At 61.3% G+C, this 18,831-nt stretch carries 13 protein-coding genes; 8 read left to right on the top strand and 5 right to left on the bottom strand.

The window, feature by feature from the left end; all coding sequences use genetic code 11:
• Positions 1-33 precede the first annotated feature (33 nt).
• The 5 genes from BGC09_RS18375 (at position 34) to BGC09_RS18355 (ending at position 4,548) form a co-directional block, all read left to right on the top strand.
• Positions 34-648 (top strand): hypothetical protein, encoded by a 615-nt coding sequence (locus BGC09_RS18375; RefSeq protein WP_069805687.1) that lies wholly within the window; start codon positions 34-36, stop codon positions 646-648.
• A gap of 35 nt (positions 649-683) precedes the next feature.
• Positions 684-1,499: an NUDIX hydrolase gene (locus BGC09_RS18370; RefSeq protein ID WP_069805686.1), complete on the top strand. Its 816-nt coding sequence runs from the start codon at positions 684-686 to the stop codon at positions 1,497-1,499.
• Between the two features lie 405 nt (positions 1,500-1,904).
• Positions 1,905-2,567, top strand: a complete 663-nt coding sequence (clpP, locus tag BGC09_RS18365) for an ATP-dependent Clp endopeptidase proteolytic subunit ClpP (protein WP_084659090.1) — start codon at positions 1,905-1,907, stop codon at positions 2,565-2,567.
• 101 nt (positions 2,568-2,668) lie between these two features.
• A complete protein-coding gene (locus BGC09_RS18360; RefSeq protein WP_084659089.1) occupies positions 2,669-3,823 on the top strand; it encodes an HAD family hydrolase in 1,155 nt (384 codons plus the stop codon).
• The gene (locus tag BGC09_RS18355; RefSeq protein WP_069805684.1) at positions 3,820-4,548 is read left to right on the top strand and encodes a class I SAM-dependent methyltransferase; all 729 of its coding nucleotides are present in this window, start codon (positions 3,820-3,822) and stop codon (positions 4,546-4,548) included. Before BGC09_RS18360 ends, BGC09_RS18355 begins: the two co-directional genes overlap by 4 nt.
• A 45-nt stretch (positions 4,549-4,593) precedes the next feature.
• Here the strand turns inward: BGC09_RS18355 and BGC09_RS18350 are convergent, their stop codons facing one another.
• The gene (locus tag BGC09_RS18350; protein ID WP_084659088.1) at positions 4,594-8,268 is read right to left on the bottom strand and encodes a type ISP restriction/modification enzyme; all 3,675 of its coding nucleotides are present in this window, start codon (positions 8,266-8,268) and stop codon (positions 4,594-4,596) included.
• Positions 8,269-8,314: 46 nt separating this feature from the next.
• Positions 8,315-8,617, bottom strand: a complete 303-nt coding sequence (locus BGC09_RS18345) for a helix-turn-helix domain-containing protein (protein ID WP_084659087.1) — start codon at positions 8,615-8,617, stop codon at positions 8,315-8,317.
• A 245-nt stretch (positions 8,618-8,862) separates the two neighbouring features.
• On the opposite strand from BGC09_RS18345, the gene BGC09_RS18340 reads away from it, so the two are divergent.
• Entirely contained in the window at positions 8,863-9,153 is a 291-nt protein-coding gene (locus tag BGC09_RS18340) for a hypothetical protein (protein ID WP_069805682.1), read from the top strand.
• 175 nt (positions 9,154-9,328) lie between these two features.
• Here the strand turns inward: BGC09_RS18340 and BGC09_RS18335 are convergent, their stop codons facing one another.
• Positions 9,329-12,520, bottom strand: coding sequence for a type I restriction endonuclease (locus tag BGC09_RS18335; RefSeq protein WP_069805681.1), 3,192 nt, complete (start codon positions 12,518-12,520; stop codon positions 9,329-9,331).
• A 1,109-nt stretch (positions 12,521-13,629) separates the two neighbouring features.
• Between BGC09_RS18335 and BGC09_RS18325 the strand changes: the two genes are divergently transcribed.
• Complete coding sequence (locus tag BGC09_RS18325; protein WP_069805679.1) at positions 13,630-15,576, top strand: ABC transporter ATP-binding protein; 1,947 nt, start codon at positions 13,630-13,632, stop codon at positions 15,574-15,576.
• Between the two features lie 133 nt (positions 15,577-15,709).
• On the opposite strand, the gene BGC09_RS18320 is transcribed toward BGC09_RS18325, so the two are convergent.
• Both BGC09_RS18320 and BGC09_RS18315 read right to left on the bottom strand, forming a co-directional pair.
• Positions 15,710-16,024: a GlsB/YeaQ/YmgE family stress response membrane protein gene (locus BGC09_RS18320; RefSeq protein WP_052890904.1), complete on the bottom strand. Its 315-nt coding sequence runs from the start codon at positions 16,022-16,024 to the stop codon at positions 15,710-15,712.
• A gap of 360 nt (positions 16,025-16,384) precedes the next feature.
• Entirely contained in the window at positions 16,385-17,137 is a 753-nt protein-coding gene (locus BGC09_RS18315) for a 2-phosphosulfolactate phosphatase (protein ID WP_176728973.1), read from the bottom strand.
• Positions 17,138-17,336: 199 nt separating this feature from the next.
• Here BGC09_RS18315 and BGC09_RS18310 point away from each other — a divergent pair.
• Positions 17,337-18,831 (top strand): AMP-binding protein (locus BGC09_RS18310; protein WP_069805678.1); only part of this gene is annotated, 1,495 nt, incomplete at its 3' end.

The raw sequence follows: 18,831 nt of genomic DNA, 5'->3' as shown, positions 1-18,831 counted from the left end.
AAGGAGAGGCATTGACGCAAGGAGCAGATCGTAATGGGTGTCGATATCACCGGCTGGATCGAGTGCCGCCAGTTCTTTCTCCTGGAAAGCGAGACCACACCCTGGCAACCAGCTATCAGCCTGAGCCTTCTTTTTCATGATCGTAACTACGATGCCTTCGGCTGCCTCTTCGGGGTCAAGAATTATGCCAACTTTCGCCCGGTGGCCGCAGAGCGCGGCCTGCCCGCGGATGTCTCACCCGAGGTGCGGGCAGAGTATGAGCGCTGGGGCAGTGAGGCCTTTGGGACAAGCTGGATCACCTGGGCCGAGATCAAGGCCATTGATTGGGAAGAGCCGGCAGGGCGGCCAGATTCCCGCATTCACCGCTACCGCCGCGCTGAGGATGGAAGCCTCATCTTCGATGGCAAAGCCGGCTGGGACAAGGATTTTGCCGAAGCAGTCGGCCACTCGTTGATCGAGGGGGTCCTCGGCACCCGCACCTGGCCAGAAGGGCAGGAGTGGGAAATCAAAGACAAAGTGTATCGCTCCGAGCGCCTGCAGCGCCGAGATGCGCGCGCTAGTTGGGAAGTGACTTTCTCCGTCATGGAGGCCCTGGCGCGCAACTATGGCGATGATGGCGTCAGAATGATTGTCTGGTTCTACTGGTAACAACGTCTCTTCAGTGTAGAAGTGCAGGGCAAGCCATGCGCGAGTTTGAGATCCTGGTGCGCGGCTGCTTCGATGCTGGGAGGCTCGTCGTCAGCTACGACGAGAGCCTGCGCATGCCGCGCACTCAGCACGATGACGAGGACTGCATTGAGGCATGTTGGCGGCAGAAGCTGCAGGAGATGCAACAACGCGGGGCGGCTCTCTACGACGGGACCCTCTATCGACTGGCAGACTGGGAGGTACGTCTTGATGGACGTCTCTGGCTGGCGCTAGGGGTCACCAGCTATAAAGAGTATGTGGCGAGCCGAGACATGCGCTTTGCCCAGGGCCGTGGGAGGCGCGAGCTGAGCAACCCTCTGGCCGTCTGCTCTGTTATCGAGACCGCCGACGGGCAGCTTCTGATCGATCAGCGGCGGGGTGTGGATGTCTACGAGGGGCGCTATCATGTCATTGGCGGCTTTTGTGAGAGTGAGCGCGATCGTAATGACATGGGGCAGCCCGACCTCTTTGGTGCTATCCAGCGTGAGATCCGCGAGGAGACGGGCCTGCAAAGCGAAGACATTGTCCGCCAGCTCTGTCTGGGCCTGGTCTACGATCGAGGGATGCCTCATCCCGAGCTGTGCTTTCTCACCTGCCTGCGTATTCCGCTGGAGGAGGTCAGGCAGCGCAAGCCGGAGGATCGGGAAATAGAGCGTCTCCTCTCGCTGCCGGCGCGGGCCGAGAGCCTGCGCTCCTTCCTCTTTACCCACCACGGACAGATCTCTGCCACGGGCGAGCCGGCCCTCTTGTTCTACGGAGGCTGGCGCTTCGGTGAAGCCTGGTATGCCGAAACGCTCTGGCGCCTGACATGATACGTTGACTGGTTGACTGCCTGACTGACTGAGCGTCAGTCGGGCAGTCGAGGGAGCTGGAAGGGAGCCAGCCAGGGGCCGGGGACGGGAGCGGCGACCTCGCTGCTTGCGGTTCGCAGGCAGATAGGATATGATAGAGACAACAGATGGCATGTACAGACAGAGAGCGCGGCCTTGCTGTGGCTAGCCTGGTCAGCGGATGGTAGGGGCCGGGCTAGGCGCACGGGGAGCCGGGCCGGTGCCAGATCTGAGTTGGTTTGGAGGGAGGCAGCGCGCTTGAGCGATTGGCCTGGCAAGTCATTCATAAGTAGATAGAGTAGGAAGTGCAGAGGCTCGGATACAAGAGCCGCTTCTTCTCAAGATGTATTCGATAGCAAGAACTGAACGAGATCACAAGGAGCGAACATGGGAGCGGTATTCAATCCCCGGGACCCGAAGTGGATTAAGGAGTCCAGGGAATTTCTAGAGCCGCGGGGGATCATCCCCGGTGTTGTGGAGTCGACTCCGCGCGGCGAACGCATGTGGGACATCTATTCGCGCCTGCTGAAGGAGCGCATCATTTTTGTGGGGACGCCCATTAACGATCAGGTAGCCAATGTCACGGTAGCTCAGCTGCTCTACCTGCAGAGCGAGGATGCGACCAAGGACATCTACCTTTATATCAACTCCCCTGGTGGCAGCATCTATGCGGGTCTGGCAATTTATGACACCATGCAGTGGGTCAAGCCAGATGTCTCGACGGTCTGTGTGGGCATGGCCATGAGCATGGGGGCGGTCTTGCTGGCCGCCGGGGCCAGGGGGAAGCGCTTCTGCCTGCCCAATTCGACGGTGCTGATTCATCAGCCGCTGGGCGGTGCTGAAGGCCAGGCTGCTGATATCGAAATCACGGCTCGCGAGATCCTGCGCCTACGCCGCATCATTTATGAGATCCTCTCGCGTCACACCGGCCAGACGGTGGAGCGCATCATGCAGGACTCTGACCGCAACTACTACCTCTCTGCGCAGCAGGCGGTAGAGTACGGTCTCGCCGATGATGTCCTCTCCAAAGCTGAGGAGAGCGAGCGCTAGCTGAGGCGGGGAGCCGCCAAGGGCGGGTCGTCCTTTTTGCCCCTGTCCGTTCATCGTTCCTGCCGTTGGATGCTATCTAGCTCTCTTGCTTGCTCTGCGAAATGTTAGCTGGCAAACACTTCGCGGTGGTGGGCGAAGAGCGGGCGCTATGGCAAGAGGAGCGCCCGGGCGAGCCAGGCGAGGATGGCTGCAACAGCGGGGAGGAGAGAGGCGGGGCGGCCCGCACCCCCGCTCAAGGGAAGAGCAACTTGAGGTTTTTGCTTGTGAAGGGACGCATCATTCGCTGCGTGCTCTTTGATCTTGGCGATACGCTCTGGTACCGGAAGGACCTAGAGACCTGGCGCCGCCTGGAGTTCGCGGCAAATTGTCAGGCGATCGCCCTCCTACGGACGCACCTGGAGTCGTGCAGCCTTCCCGATCAGGATGATCTGACGCTGGGTCGGTCGCTGCGCGTCGCCTTTGATGCGCAGACGCGGGCGCGTATTCGGCGTGATCCCAGCCATGAGCCGGATGGGGCCGAGGTGGCGATGGAGACGCTGGCTCAACTGGGCTGGGGTCAGATCGATCGGCAGCTTGGGGCGGCGCTCTTTGAGGCGCTGCGCGTGCGCATTATCGATTCGCGCTTGCTTTACGATGATGCGCTCTCGACGCTGGCAGAGTTGCGCCGGCGTGGCTTCCTGCTTGGTGTGGTGACCAATCGCCTCTGGGGAGGTCCTCCTTTTCAAGAGGATTTGCGGGCCTTTGGCCTCTTTGAGTACTTCGCGCCCGCGACGATCGCTATTTCCGCCGATCTGGGTGTGCGCAAACCCGACCCCGCGATTTTCCTGCACACGCTCCGGGCGCTCAATGTCTCTCCCTCTGAGGCGGCGATGGTCGGCGATTCGCTGCGCTCCGATATCGTCGGGGCCAAGCGCCTCGGTCTGCTGGCGATCTGGAAGCCGAAGCCACGTGTTCGTGAGGCGTTGCAGGCCCGGCTGGTGGCACCCGGGGCGGCCAGCGCCAGCACCAGCGTTTCTTTCGGGCATTCAGAGTCCTTCTCTCCTCCCACGGTTGGGAGCGCGGTCAGCGATCTCCCGCCAGATCTGCCCCCAGGCTTGCACGTGACCGATGATGATTACGTGCTCTCGACAGTGCAGGGGCCGGGGAGCGATCCATTGGCTTTGCTGGCGAGCGACGTGGAGGAGTATAAGCCCGATCTGATGATCGAGCATTTGAGCGATCTGCTGGAAATTTTTCCAAAGGCGGGTGCGCTGTGAGTGTGAGAGGGCGTCTGCGCCAGGTGCTCTTTGAGACGCTCTATCGCAATCGCTATCTCTATCGTTTTGCCAGCACGGTGCCTTTTGCGGGACAGTGGCGAGTCTGGCAGCGGCTGGTCTTGCCGCGCGTGGTGGGGCATGACGTGCTGGAGCTGGGCTGTGGCCTGGGCGATCTGCTGGCCGATCTGTGTGAGCAGGGCTATCGCTGCATGGCGGTTGAGCGCTCGCCGGAGATGGTGGCGGCGGCGCGCGCAACCTTGCAGCGGCGCCGGGTTGGTCAGCCAGGTCAGGTGCTGCTCGGCGAGGCCCAGCATCTCCCCTTTGCTGATGCCTCCTTTGATACGGTGGTCAGTACTTTCCCTTCCGACTATATTTTTGACCCCGATACCATCGCTGAGGTGGCGCGCGTGCTGCGTCCGGGTGGGCGTCTGGTGGTGGTGGAGGGGGCCAATCTGCTCCCGGTCGGCCTGTTGCAGCCTGTGTTGTTGCTGGTCCATCTGCTGGTCTATGGCTTCTATCCGCGGTCTTCTTCTCTAGAAGAGCGCCATCGTGTGGTGCGGGTGAAGCGCGATGAGACGACTGGGCTGACGACGGAGGAGCTGCCGGCGACGCCTTTCGGGCGGCGCATTCCGCTGGAGCGCTATGGACTGCGTCGTCGCGCGGAGCGGGTGCGCAGTCGGCGCTGGGAGGTTTATCTGACGATCGGCGAGAAGCCGTCTGCCTGATCGTCTCCAGCCGCAGATTGGTGAGCGGGCTTCGCCGCTCCGGCTTCAGGCTGATGGAAAGGCGGCCTGCCAGTCTTCGGGGGTGACCGCCTGTTCGAGTTCTTCCACCAGGGTCAGGGTTTGCAGGCTGACGGTCACGACCTGCTTGAGCAGGCGCACGATGTAGTCGGGGTCGTCGGGCCGGTTGGGATCAAGGACGATGCCGCTGTGCGGGTCGCGACGGATCTGATACTGCTCTAGCACCCACTCCAGCGCTGAACGATGGCCCAGGACGTAGCGGAAACAGTCCTCCGGGACGTCGGCCAGGGTGAGGCCAGGGCTGACCTGGATGGCGCGCCGGTCGGGGCTGAGACGCAGGCGCTCGACGCGGCGGTTGTCGCGGTAGCTGAAGCGCTCGTCTTCGATCTCGCGCAGCGAATAGGGGTCAACCCGCTCGTAGTGGATGTGCAGCTCAAGCAGCTGCCGACCCAGGCTGACGGCGGCCCGGAAGGCTTCGTTGCGCTTGAGCAGGGGCAGGCGCGGCAGCTCGTACTTGAGCCGCTCGGCGTAGCGCTCTCGGTAAGCGGGATGGTGGAGGATGGCGTAGGCGTAGTGGAAGAGGTCCCATTTGCTGACCTGGGAACCGTAGTGGCGCTGGAAGAGGGCCAGGGCACCATCGGTGATGTTCTCCTGCCGGTTGCCGTCTTTCCCGTAGACGTAGAAGGGGAAGCACTGGATCTTTTCGAAGGCCAGATCGAAATCTGTTATATGATTGGTGGCCAGGCAGCCAAAGGGCTTGCGGTTGCCCGGGCCAGGGACACAGATGAGGCGGTTCTCCTCTTCGCTGACGGGGGTGGGAAGCAGCCGGGGCCACAGACCTTGACGCTGGTTGAGTAAGGGATCGAAATAGAGATACATGCTGGTGAAAGGGCGATAAAGGGCGCGGCGGATGCTAGTGGCCTGGAAGCGAGCTTCAACCTGGCGCAAGAAATACTCTTTGAGGCGGCTGCTCCACTTGATCTTTGTCTCATCAGCGCTGACAAAGCTATCGAGGTCAGCAGGTTTGTTTGCCCGTTGCCAGTGTGCAAGATCGTTGTTGTAGACTTCGATCATTTGCTGGACTTTCGAGATCAGTTGGGAGCGGTCGAAGTCATAAACCCAGATGTCACGGCCTGTCTGGATACCAAGCGAATAGGCTGCAAAGATGGTCAGGTGATCGCTCTCTCTCTCAAATGTTGCTGCTCGTTTGCCTTCCTTGGTGCCCAGCGGCAGGAAGGTGCTCCACTCGGGGGCCGACTGTGGAGCCAGCCAGTGCCGTGGCGTGGCCGGCTGCAGCCGCTGCCAGGGGATCTGCCCCATGCTGCGCTTCTCGCGTAGAAAGTTCAGCTTCTCCTCTTTGCGCCAGTCCTCGGGGAGGCGGTAGTAGGAGAGACGGCGCTCCTGCTGATGGGCCGCGCGAATCGCCAGGGTGATGCCGACGCCAACCTGGATGCCAAAGACGTTATGGGTCGTGCCCGAGAGGCGCGGATTGCGGCGGACGTTGCCATGCAAATCAAGATGGTAGATGTGGGTGAAGTCCTGGAGGAGGTGATGGCGCATCCCGTCAAAGGCAATCTGGTCGATAAAAGAGTTGTTGGAGACGAAGCAGACGATGCCGTCGCGACCCCGCAGGCGGTCGCTGGCCCAGCGGAAAAAGCGCACATAGGCATCGTAGAGCATGTTGCGATTGGTGGCCTGGGAATCGCGGACATAGGTGTCGCGAATGCGCTGGTCGAGGAGCTGGTAGGGACGATTTTTGTTGTTCTCGTTCTCGCGCTTCTGGCCGACGTTGTAGGGCGGGTTGCCGATGATGACCATGATGTCGGCCTCTTTCTCGCGCAGCACGCGCTGCGTGTTCTCCTCAACGAAGTAGAGCCGCGGCTGCGTGACCACCGTACCGCCGTTGCTGCTGACCCGCTCGGCCAGCTCCAGCGTGTCGACAAAACAGATGCCCGGAAATGGCTCGTATTCCCCCATGCGCTCATAGTAGGCGTGCTCGATGTTGAGCGAAGCGATGTAGTAGGGCAAGAGCATGATCTCATTGCAGAAGAGATCTTCTGCGTATTTCTGGCGCAGGGCGCCGCGGGGGAGACGCTTCAGGATATTGACCACGAAGTTACCGGTGCCGGTGCAGGGATCGAGGATCTTCACGCCGGGCGTGGCCAGTGAACAGCCAAACTCGCGCTGAAGGGCCTCGTCGACGCTGGCAACCATGAAGTCGACGATCTCCTGCGGGGTGTAGACGATGCCGTAGGTGTCGGCCTTGCTGACCGAGAACCCCTGGAAAAAGCGCTCGTAGACCGTGTTGAGGAAGCGCTGGCGCTCGGTCCAGTCGCGGATGCTGCGCGCCGCCTCCTCGATGGCCAGATAGAAGTGATCGAGCGAACGGAGGAATTCCTGGCGGTTGAAAGCGCGACTGGTCAGGGCGCGAATGACCTGCTCGATCTGGGCGGCGATGACGTTGCGGCTGACGAAATCGGGGTTGTCGAAGACGGTGCGGAAGAGGCGCTCGGTGAGCAGGTGCTGCACGAGCATTTCGGTGATTTCTGCCTGGCTGATCTGCGGGTTGAGGTTGCTGCGGCAAAGAGTGGTGAAGTCGTTGAGCGCCGCGATGAAGGCGCGGTTCTGGGTGGCTTCCTGCTGGATAATCTCCAGGAGGCGGGCCGCCAGCTCGGGAATGCGGTCCTGAAACTCCTCAACGGCGGCCTCGAAGCGAGCAATCTGCGGCTCGCTGTAGGTGAGAAAGCGGGTCAGGAGATCGCGCAGCTCGCTGTCGTCGTCCAGGTTGAAGAGGAGGCGCTGACCGTCCTGGTAGAGGATTGCCTGCCGGCTGTTCTCGAAGAGGGTATTGCGCAGAGGATAGCCGGTCTCGATTTTGCGCTGGACTTCGCGTTCGAGGTCGAGATGGGGCGCCTTGGCCTCCCAGAGGCCACGAATGAAGAACTCGTTGACGTCGCGCAGGACCCCGTCGGGACGGAGGCCATTGGGCAGGGTCTGCTCAGGAATCAGCTTGAGATTGACTACGCTGGCGGTCTCCTCTAGCAGGCGCTGGAAGGCGGTGCGCAGGGCCAGTTCATGAGTGGCGAAGCCCTCGTACGAGCGGAGCTGCTTGCGGTAGCGCTCTATGGCCCGCTTGAGTAAGGTGGGCGTGAGTGCAGCGGGCGTGCTGATCAGGACCTCGGCGGCCACGGACGACGACCCCTTTCTGTGAGCATGCTGTTGTGCTCTATTATACACGCGCTGGTCTTCCTGCTCCATGAGGTAGGCGATGACGCGCCGCAGCCCCCCGACAACTTCGGCAAAGGCGGCGTCCTGGTTGGCCCAGGTCGAGATGGGCCGGGCATTAGCAGGTAGAACCTGCAGGTGGGCGAAAGGGGCGCCTTCCCAGACTACAGGCCGCAGCAGGATTGGTACGACCTGGGCCTGATCTCGCCGCTGACGCTCTAAAGCGCGCTGCATCTCAACGCCGTAGCAATAGTCAGAGGCCATAAAGGCAGGACTAACCAGCAGTAGGATAAGCTGAGCCTGCTCCAGTTGCTGGCGAATGACCCGCCGCCAGTCGCTGCCCGGCAAGAGGGCACCATCGTGCCAGGCAGCCAGCAAACCCTGACGCTCCAACAGGGCCAGGTGCTGCTCTAGCCGCTCCAGAAAGGGACGGTCTTCCCGCGCATATACGTAGAAGAGCTTTATCGGCGTCGCCATCTTTACACTCCTCGCTGCTGCTCATGGCTCAGCTCAGATCGCGCTTCTACTGCGGCTTGCGATCTCTCTCCTGCTCTTCCTCCTCTATCTCGTGCCGTGCTTGCTCCTCCCCCGCTAGCCCCATCCGCTTCTGCCAGATCAGGGGCGGCGTCGGCTCATAATAGATGAGTTCCGCCGGCGTTACCTCTAAGGCCCAACAAAGCTTGTCTAAGGTGTCCGAGTCTATGATAGCGCTCGGATCGCGGAAAATTTTCCGCACGGTCCGGTAATCAACATCTGCTAGCTTCGCTAGTTGACTCATACTGATGTTCTTCTGTTCAGCTATCTCTCTTAATCGCAGACGTATCATGCCAGTGCCCTATAGCCATGTGCTTAGAGGGAGTGTAGCAGATTCCCAGACTTGACAGCAGTGACAACGTGGTATACACTGTAGAGGTAAGCTCTATAGAGATAGCTATAAAAGCTATCTCTATATGCTAGCATTAAAATCATAGGCTCATCTGCTATATAGCCAGTGGACAAAGCTGAGCCGGCGATGTCTGGTCAGGAGGCCGAACTGAGCCGGGCCAGCGTCAGTGCAGGAAGGAGAACGCCATGTCTGGCAGCGGAGAATGGCATGAAGAGAAGCGTTGTGTTGAGCAGCCCGAGACGGACCAGGAGATTGAGCAGTTGAAGGCTCAGCTAGCCCAGGAGTATGCGCAGGCGCTGCGGGCCGGCGAGCGCGACGCTGTCCCTTCCTACGAGACCTATGAGCGGCTAGCGGAAGTAGCCGGTGATCGCCAGGCCAGCCTCATCCTCAAAGAAGTCATTGAGGCTGTCGAGCGTCGTATCTACGGTCTCCTGTTGCTAGAGGGACCGGCCCAGGGAATCGAGCACACCCACTAAGCGCAGCCGAGGGAGGAACAGCAAGACGAAAGGGAGCAAGCCGCCCGTCGCGTCCGCCAGGGTCGAGAGCAGGACCCGGTTGGCGCGGCGAGCGGCTCAACCAGAGAGAGGAGAGGAAAGAACAGATCCTGAAGACGCCGACCGTCCGACCGGGCGACCGCCGGGGCGGGCGCCGTCAGTGCTCTGCCAAAGGATTGGCCGGGCCCCGCTGGTCCGGGGGACGCTGGTCGTCGCCCTTAGCCGGGCCTCTGGTTTTGGGCTGAGGGCCGCCAGACCGCTGCCGTGGGCGTGGCTCTGCTTCTCCCTCGCCTGGCCCGCGTCTCGCGATAGTGGAAGGCTCAAGCAAGGAGCGCACGAAGCGCAGCAGCTCAGCGGGATACTGCTCCCAGGGAGCCTGTCCGCTCTCGTATGTGCGCTGCAGCTCTTGCAGGCGCGCCAGTGCCTCAGCGCAGCGCGGCTGATGGCTGCTCATAAGCTCCAGATTCCAGCTCAAAAGACTGCGCAGTTGCTCGGCCTTCAGCAGGGGTGTCCGGCTCTTTTTGAAGAGCGTTGCCAGGCGCGAGAAGCTCACGCGCTGCAGATCCAGGCTGGTCAGCGAAGGCTTACCGCTCTCTGAGGGTCCCGACTCGCTCAGGCTCTCCTCGGCCACCAGCCCGGCCTGGGCGCGTGGACGATCGAACAGTTCGTCCAGGCTGCGGCAGCGCTGCGCGCGGCGCATAACACGGGCCACCAGTCCCAGGGCTTTGACTGCTCCTGTGAAGCGAGGCGCTGCCTCATCGGGTAGCAGGGCGGCGTAGAGCGCCTCGATGCGCTTCACCTGAGCGAAGAGGGCCTGACGCAGATCGTTCCCCTTGAGCAGGCGATCGGCGGCCTGACGGGCAGCCCCTGCGAGCCGCTGCTCCTCGCTGGCGGCCAACAGCGTGCTGATCTCGACGCCGTGGCGGCCACAGAAATCCAGCGTCTCCCCGAGCGCCTTCTCCAGCTCCGCCACCAGCTGGCGCTTCTCTAGAATTGCGCCCATCTCGGCGACGGGAGATTCGCGCGGTTCGGGCGGTTCGCGGCTGGGGCGACGGCGAGCGTGCCGTGACTGAGGGAGCAGGCGCTCAGCGGCCCGGGCGGAGCGCTGTTGCAGCGCCGAGAGCGCCGGCCAGTGACCGAGGTAGTCGACTACCAGCCCACAGATCTTCTCTTCATCGTGCACACGATTGACGGCAGTCAGAGCGGCCAGTAGCATTGGACCCTGCAAAGGGCGATCGAGATAGAGGGTCGCCAGCGCCGGGGTGGCCAGACTTGCCAGCCAGGGATCGCAGCTAAAGACCAGGCGAAGCGGATCGTTCGCCTCGCGGAAGCGAGCGACCAGATCCTCTCGATGCAGGCGTTCGTGATGGGAACGGATCTCGACCGTCTCGCAGTAGACGCGGCCCGGCCTATCATTGAAGTCGGAGAAGCGGCGATAGTCATCGGGAGACGGAGAGACGAGCACGGCCATCTCTGTCGCCCGGTAGTAGGCCAGGCGCTCGTCAAGCAGAGCGCGGTGGCGCCAATCGAAGGTTTCATCTCGCTCCCGCTGCAGCCGGCGCAGCAGGCGCTCCCAGAAAGAGCGCACCCGGTTATAGAGGCGCACGGCAGTGATCTTATCGAGCGTGAGCACCAGAGCTTTGGCGCGATAGCCCCGGGCCAGCCAATGCTCGACCAGATCGCGGGCCACCAGATCGAGGCGCTCAGGATGGGTCAGCAGCGCATAGGGGGTGCGCAGGCGCTGAGCCAGCTCCTCCTGATATTCGCTACAAGGACCGGCAGCCTCGGCGAGCTGCTGCATGGCCTCGGCGAAACCAGGCGGAGTCTGCGCACCCAGCAAGGCGCTCCGATCCTCGTAGTAAACCGGCAAAATAGTGCCATCGGCGAGCGCTTGAGCGCAGGCATAGGAGCTAAGGTAAGGACCGAAGAGGCTGCGCAGGGCCGGCTCCTGCTCCTCGCTGGCGGGAGTGGCCGTCAAGCCGAGAAAAGCCGCCGCCGGCAGCGCCTGACGCATCCGCTGCAGTTGCTCCAGCGTGCAGGTCTGCAGCTCATCGACCAGCACCAGCAGATCCGTGCGTAGCGAAAGCGGCTCAGCGCTTTCAAAAGCCGAAGGCAGAGCGCAATAGAGAGGGAGAGGGGCGGAACGACCTGGCTGCGAGCGCTCCGACGTTGACTGCTCCAGCACGCGCTGCAATTCGCCTGGAGTCGTCACCGGCACCGGGGCCGGCCTGGCCTCACTCGCCAGCAGGCCGCAGTCCGTCAGCGAGCGTACTAGCTGGCGCCACAGGTCCTCGTGCCCCATCACCAGCAGGCAGGTGGGCCTCGACCCCTGGCCCTGGCGCAGCACCTTCTGCAGGAGAAAGGCCAGCGTATAGCTCTTGCCGCTGCCATGCGCCTGCCAGAGCATCCCCAGGCGGCCCCGTAAGGCCCCACTCTCGCGCAGACGGGCATAGGCTGCATTCGTCGCCAGATACTGATGATTGCGTGCGACAACCTTGCCAGGTCGTGGCTTTGTCAAGAAAAGCGTGAAGTGCTCGACAAGATCAAGCAGACGCTCGGGGTGACAGGTCGCATAGAGCGCTGTCTCTAGCGAGCAATCCTCTGGCTCATCTTCGCCCTGAGCACGCTTCCAGGGAGTCAACTGCGGCCAGAGGCTGTCAATGCTGCCCACGCGGTTCAAAGGACCATTGGAGAGAAGCACCAGGGCGTTATACCACACCAGCTGTGGCAAGTCGCTGCGATAACAATGCAGATAGCTCTGATAGAGCTGCTCAAGCGGCTCAACGCCGATGACGAACAGCAGAAGAGGAAGACCGTTGACGAAGCCGACCAGGGGAAGGCAGTGCTGACCACAGCGCCCCTGTACCCAATAGTTCGAAATCAGCCGCCAGTCGTTCGCCGCGGGATGCTGCCAATCGATGAGACGCAGGGTCGGCGCTTCACCACCCTCCCTACTCAGAGCCGCAGCTGAGGCCAGGCCGTTGGCGCGTCGACGACCTGGCTGGGCTTTCACAAGGACAGTTGACTGCCCCTCGTCGCTCAGGGCTACCCCCTCGCGCAGCAGATGATAGATCTCGCGATTCGCAGCCAGCGGATGCAGCCCACTGCGATCACGTGTCAGGAGCGCGCAGAGGTGGGCAATCTGCTCCGCGCTGGCTCCGGGATTCAAGCGCTGCAGCGCTGCACGAAGAGGCTCAAGCAGAACCACCTCCTCGGCGCTGCCGCGCCCGGTAATATCGTAATTGCCTGCTCCCTCGGCTGAAGCATCCTGATAGAGATATCCCATCTGCTCCAGAGCATGAATGGCCCGAGAAACCACAATGTTTCTGATGATTTGTGGAAACTCCATGATGTGACCTTCTTCTACCAGCGTAGCCTTCCTCTCACCCTGCATACATGGATAGGAGCGGTGCCGCTGGCTGTGAACTTCACGCAACGCTTGGGCGCCTGGGCGTCAGGTTTCTCCCTTCCCTCCGCAGGAGAGGTACGAGCTGAGACATCAGAAAAGCGCTCAAACGCTGAACCCGGCGCCTGGACCGGCCCAAGGCTGCCCTCGGCTGTGAGCAAATCATCCAACCAAAACCCCGGCTTGGTGCAAGCGGGGAACAACAATGCATCAAAGTAATCAATGCAAAAAATTGCGTTCATAAATGAGATGGCCAGGTCTGACTACCCACTGAAGAGACCAGGGAAAAGCGCGATTGCTGGGCCTGGAGATAGATTCTGGCTCTGCCTTCCCTCTGGCTCTGGCCGCCTCCTCTTCTGCAGCTCCTGGTAGGCGGCCAGCCTTCTGACCCAGGGCCACCGATCACGCTGCAGCACAACGCTGCAGCCCTGACCGGCCCTGGCCAGTTTCAGCGCGGCGTGGGCTATCTCGACATGCATCAGGGGATGCTTCCCTCCTCGCCATATACCACGTCCTTCCTTCTACCACTGCTGGCGCCTCTGCTCTTCTTCGCCTGCCTGTCTCCGATCAGGTGGCGAGCAGCGGCTCCCGTCTTTGTCTTCGCCTGGCGCTTGCTTACGGACTGGCAAGCTCGCTAGCCAGTGCTAAGGAGCAACAGGCAGCCAGAGCGAGACGGTCATGGCAAGCAGGCACTGATCAGAGGAAGCGGGCCGTCTCGTCCTGGCCAGCCCTTGTGTTGCTACTATATAGACGAACCTGGCGAGATTCTATCAAACAAAAGGAGGGTATCTGGAAAACAAAAGGACCTTTTATCAGGTTCTTTTGTTAGCTTGTGTAATGATACACAAGATAAGCAACAGCATTGCAGGCTCAAACAAAGCAACAGAGACTGACCATCCCGACAAACAGAACTGTTCTCCTGACCAGTGTCGATGCTCTGGCCCTGTGCTATACTCTCCCAATACAGCAAGGTGGCGAGCGGGGAGCGGTGCGGGGGGCCTATTCACAGCACACATCTCAGCCAAAGGAGCAAACAAGGAGCAGCGACAACAATGGCAGCACACGGTCACAGCATGGGTGGAGATCTGCGAACCTATCTTGATGAGCAGGAGCGCGCAGGGCGCAAGACCGACCGGCGAACGCTCGGTCGAGTCATCGCGGCCTTCCGGCCTTATCGAGGGCAAGTGGCCCTCATGCTCATAGCCATCATCCTGACGACCCTGCTGGGATTGATCAATCCCCTGATGATCCGCTTCATCTTTGATGATGCCATAGGCAAGCGTGACCTCACGCTGCTCATCATCTTCGTCAGCATCATGCTCATCACCCCTGTTGTCAGCGGAGTCATCGGCGTAGGCCAGAGCTATCTCAGCAACCTGGTTGGGCAGCGCGTCATGCGCGACTTTCGCAATCGCCTCTATGCGCACCTGCAACAGATGTCGCTGCGCTTCTTCACGACCACCCGCACTGGAGAAATTCAGTCGCGGCTCGCCAACGACGTTGGCGGTATAGAAAACGTCGTCACAGGCACAGCCACCAGCATCGTCGCCAACCTCTCCACAGCCCTTTCAACCATCATTGCTATGGCCATTATCAGCCCGCTGCTGACCATCATCTCGCTGGGACTATTGCCGCTCTTCCTCTGGATCACCTACAAAGTCGGCAACGTCCGCCGCCTGACGAGCAAAGAGACGCAGAAGAGCATGGCCTCTCTCAGCGCCCTCATGCAAGAGACCCTCTCCGTCAGCGGCATCCTGCTCATCAAGACCTTTGGCCGGCAGAAGCTGGCCCAGCAGCGCTTTGAAGAGGAGAACCAGCGTCTTTCCGACCTGGAAATTCGCCAGCAAATGATCGGGCGCTGGTTCTTCATGTTCGTCGGCACCTTCTTCTCGATCACACCGGCGGTCGTCTACCTGGTGGCCGGCTTACAAGCCATTTTCGACCCGCACCAGGCCATTACCCTGGGGGCCATCGTTGCCTTCACCACTCTGCAGAGCCGGCTCTTTTTCCCGGTCGGCCAGCTGCTCAACATTCAAGTGGACATCCAGGGCGCTCTTGCCCTCTTTGATCGTATCTTCGAATATCTTGATCTCCCGATCGAGATCGCGGACCGGCCCGACGCCCTCCGGCTCAAGCCTGAGCAGGTGCGGGGGGCCATCAGCTTTGAAAACGTCTCCTTCAGCTACCGGAAAGAAGATGCGCCGTGGGAGAGAACTGGAGCCGCACCGGGAGAAGCCAACGAGAAGCACAACGGAAGAGTGGCCTCGCCGGTTGCAGAGGCGGACTTTCCCGAGGAGCGTCCGGCGCTCAGCCATATCTCTTTCACTATCGAGCCGGGGCAGCTGGTGGCCCTCGTGGGACCAAGCGGAGCCGGCAAGACCACCATCACCTATCTGCTCGCCCGTCTCTACGACGTTGACGAAGGCAGCATCCTCATCGATGGCCACGATGTGCGGACCATTGCCCAGCAATCCCTGAGCGAACTGATTGGCATGGTCACCCAGGAGACCTACCTCTTCAATGCTACCATTCGCGAAAACCTGCTCTATGCGCGGCCCGAGGCCAGCGAAGAAGAGATGATTGCCGCCGCCAGAGCGGCAGCCATTCACGACCGTATTATGGAGCTAGAGGACGGCTACGACACCCTGGTTGGGGAGCGCGGCTACAAGCTCTCTGGCGGTGAGAAGCAGCGCATCGCCATTGCGCGCGTCATCCTCAAAGATCCACGCATCTTGATCCTGGACGAAGCCACCAGCGCTCTCGACACGCACTCCGAGCGCCTCATTCAGGCCGCTCTGGAGCCGCTCATGCAGCGGCGCACCACGCTGGCCATTGCCCATCGGCTCTCGACCATCCTCTCCGCCGACACCATTCTCGTCCTGGACCGAGGAGAAATTGTCGAGCGGGGCACCCATGAAGAGCTGCTACAGCGTAAGGGACTCTACGCCCGCCTCTACGCCGAGCAGTTTCATCGCACAGCCGAGGAGCAGACCATCTGAGCGAGACCGCTCTTGCCCCGTGGAGTCCCTCAAAAAAAGCGGGCTAGCATCTGTGGCTAGCCCGCTGAAGAGAGACTGTTGCGGCTCGGCCTGGAAGTCTGCCGAGGCAAGGAGACGAAGAGCAAGAGGCGCATCAGACGGTGGGGCGCTTGCCACCAAGGCCCCGCCCGCCAGTCACGGCCTTGACGATGACCAGCAGAATGATCGCGCCTAGTAGGGCGGTGACGAACGTCCAGAAGATGCCACTGACCGTAATACCGAGGGCGCCCAGGATGGCACCGCCCAGAAGACCGCCAATGATGCCGACGATAATGTTGCCCAGGATGCCAAGCTGATCGCCCTGCACCAGGCGGTCGGCGATCGCTCCAGCCAGGCCACCGATGATGATCCAGACAATCCAGGCCCACAACGTGCCCAGCACGCTCGCCAGAACAAAACCCGTTACCATATGAATTTTCTCCTCCTCTCGCTAAAGCTACCTTGTAGACAATAACGAGGGTATTCCCTCTGTTGGTGAAGATACTCCGATCGCTGTTGGGTCGCTACCGATATCACCTTTTACACGGATCAAGTCCCGAGAGAGTGTCAGCCAGCCTCAGAGGGCTGAAGCGAAAGGGAGAGGGGAGTGACGAGGCTTCGCAAGCGGAGAGAGGAGGCTTGAGCGAGCGGCAAGAGCCTCAGTCGGGAGAGCAGGCGGTGAGCGGTCTCAGTAGAAGTACTGGGCTCCCTCCCACGAGACCCCGGGCCGCCATTCTATCAGCCCGCGCCTGGGCAGGCGAGGCCAGAAAGCGACCCGGAGCGGGAGACCTCAGAGAGGGAGCGGTTCGATGATCAGCAGGCCGGTCTCCTCCTCGCGACCGGAGACCGCCGGCACAACTGTGCTCTGATCGATCTCCACGCAGAAAGGGGGATCATCGATCACGCCGGCCTTCACGACTGTCAAAGCCGACTCGCTGCACTCCAGCACGCGCGGTGGCTTATAGGCCTCATAGATAGCGGTGGCAGCCAGAACGCTCCCGTGGGGGGTCAAAGCGTGGCCAGCCTGGCGGAGCAGCTCGGCGGCCAGGTAGCCGGCGCAGACCGCATCGTCGAGCGCAAAATAGCCGAACTCACCTGCACAGACCAGGGCAATATCGCGATCGTGAGCGCTAGCCAGCCGCAGAGCCGCCGAGGTCACGGCGTGAGCATTGCGAAAGCAGCCAGCCAGGCGGATCGTCTCAGGTGGGCAGGCATGGAAAGCGCGGGTGCCATTGGTTGTCGTCATGATCAGCTCGCGGCCCTGCAGATCCAACTGAGCGAACTCGCGTGGCGAATTCCCATAATCGAAGCCGGGGATGCGGCGCACATTGCGCTCGCCGCAGAGAGCGCGACCGGGCCGGTAAGCGGCGCCAGCCTGTGCCTGCTCGATTGACTCAGCCACCAACACGCGCCTGGCTCCGCGCTCCAGCATCACCGTCATCGTCGTCGTTGCGCGAATCAGATCGATCACAATGTAGACATCGCCGGTCTGGGCCCGCTCGGTCAAAATCGCCTGGGGAGTAAAAAAGACGAAGAGTCGCAAAGTGCCTCCTGATAATCGCTGACTGATACGCCAGATGGAGAGGCTATCGATCAGCCCCAACAATAAAGATCAGGTTTTATTATAGCCTCTCGCCAGACGTATGGTATCATAGGGAAAGAGAGCACAAGCGTTTAGCACTGGCCCACACCTCTGACAGCGCCGTCAGAGGAGCGCTCTACAGCACAAAGGAGGCTTCACAATGACCGTCTCGCGAACCCCCAACATGGTCGACTACGAAGTCGAGCGGCGTGCCTTCCACATCGACGTCCCCGAGTATTTCAACTTCGCCGTCGACATCATTGGCAAATGGGCGCAAGATCCCCAGAAAATCGCCGTCCACTGGCTCGGTCAGCAGGGAGAAGAGCGGCAGATCACCTTTGCCGAATTTGCCGAGCGCTCCAGTCGGGCTGCCAATGCCTTTGCCGCCCTCGGCCTCAAAAAAGGCGATCGCGTGCTGGTCATGCTGCCGCGCCTTCCCGAATGGTGGGAAAGTGTTCTGGGTCTGATGAAGCTCGGCGTCATCTTTATCCCCTGCACCACCCTGCTCACCAGCAAAGATCTCCAATATCGCGCCGAAGTGGCTGAGGCCCAGGGCCTGATCACCGACCGCGAAGGCGCAGAGAAATTTGATCAGGTCCGGGGGCAGTGTCCCACTGTCAAGCAGGCCATCCTGGTCGATGGCCAGGCTCGTCCCGGCTGGACCAGCTACCACGAAATCGTAGCGGCGGCCTCCCCCGACTTCAACGGTCCCAAAACGCGCAGCGACGACCCCTGTCTGGTCTACTTCACCTCGGGCACCGTCGGCTACCCCAAGATGGTCCTGCACACCCAGGCCAGCTATCCGCTTGGCCACACCATCACTGGCAAATATTGGCTCGACCTGCATGAGGACGACCTGCTCTGGAACCTCAGTGAAACAGGCTGGGCGAAATGGGCCTGGAGCAACTTCTTTGGTCCCTGGGTCATGGGCACCGCCGTCTTCGTCCAGGACGCCCGTGGCAAATTCAATCCCCTGGAGACCCTGGAGCTGCTCCAGCGCTACCCGATCACCGTCCTGTGTGCTCCGCCCACTGCTTACCGCATGCTGGTCCTGGAGGAGCCGCTCACCTATCTCAAGGAGCACCCACCCCGGGCCCTGCGCCACTGTGTTGGCGCTGGCGAGCCATTGAACCCGGAAGTCATTCGCCAATGGCAAGAAGCCACCGGCATGACCATCCGCGACGGCTACGGACAGACCGAGACCGTGCTGCTCTGCGGCAACTTTCCGCCGCTGGAGGTCAGACCTGGCTCGATGGGCAAACCCTCGCCGGGCTTCGACGTGGCCGTCATCGATCACGAAGGTAACGAGCTGCCTCCTGGTGCTGAGGGCGATATCGCCGTGCGCATCAAGCCTGAGCGCCCGCGCTGGCTCTTCCAGGAGTACTGGCGCAATCCCGATGCGACCGCGGCCTCCATCCGTGGCGACTGGTACATCACCGGCGACCGTGCCTATCGCGACGAAGACGGCTATCTCTGGTTTGTGGGCAGAGCCGACGACGTCATCATCAGTGCTGGCTATCGCATTGGGCCGTTCGAAGTTGAAAGCGCTCTCAAGGAGCATCCTGCCGTTGCTGAGTCTGCAGTTGTTGGCAGCCCTGATGAGGTCCGAGGGCAGATTGTCAAGGCCTTTGTTGTGCTCGCCCCGGGCTACAGTC

It is taken from the genome of Thermogemmatispora onikobensis (assembly GCF_001748285.1).
GTDB lineage: Bacteria > Chloroflexota > Ktedonobacteria > Ktedonobacterales > Ktedonobacteraceae > Thermogemmatispora > Thermogemmatispora onikobensis.
The sequence above is the reverse complement of the archived record's forward strand: the minus strand, read 5'-3'. Positions and strand labels throughout refer to the sequence as shown.

Coding starts and splice junctions, on each gene's coding strand:
- BGC09_RS18375 (WP_069805687.1), top strand. CDS start 34: ATGGGTGTCGATATCACCGGCTGGATCGAGTGCCGCCAGTTCTTTCTC.
- BGC09_RS18370 (WP_069805686.1), top strand. CDS start 684: ATGCGCGAGTTTGAGATCCTGGTGCGCGGCTGCTTCGATGCTGGGAGG.
- clpP (WP_084659090.1), top strand. CDS start 1,905: ATGGGAGCGGTATTCAATCCCCGGGACCCGAAGTGGATTAAGGAGTCC.
- BGC09_RS18360 (WP_084659089.1), top strand. CDS start 2,669: ATGTTAGCTGGCAAACACTTCGCGGTGGTGGGCGAAGAGCGGGCGCTA.
- BGC09_RS18350 (WP_084659088.1), bottom strand. CDS start 8,268: ATGGCGACGCCGATAAAGCTCTTCTACGTATATGCGCGGGAAGACCGT.
- BGC09_RS18345 (WP_084659087.1), bottom strand. CDS start 8,617: ATGATACGTCTGCGATTAAGAGAGATAGCTGAACAGAAGAACATCAGT.
- BGC09_RS18340 (WP_069805682.1), top strand. CDS start 8,863: ATGTCTGGCAGCGGAGAATGGCATGAAGAGAAGCGTTGTGTTGAGCAG.
- BGC09_RS18335 (WP_069805681.1), bottom strand. CDS start 12,520: ATGGAGTTTCCACAAATCATCAGAAACATTGTGGTTTCTCGGGCCATT.
- BGC09_RS18325 (WP_069805679.1), top strand. CDS start 13,630: ATGGCAGCACACGGTCACAGCATGGGTGGAGATCTGCGAACCTATCTT.
- BGC09_RS18320 (WP_052890904.1), bottom strand. CDS start 16,024: ATGGTAACGGGTTTTGTTCTGGCGAGCGTGCTGGGCACGTTGTGGGCC.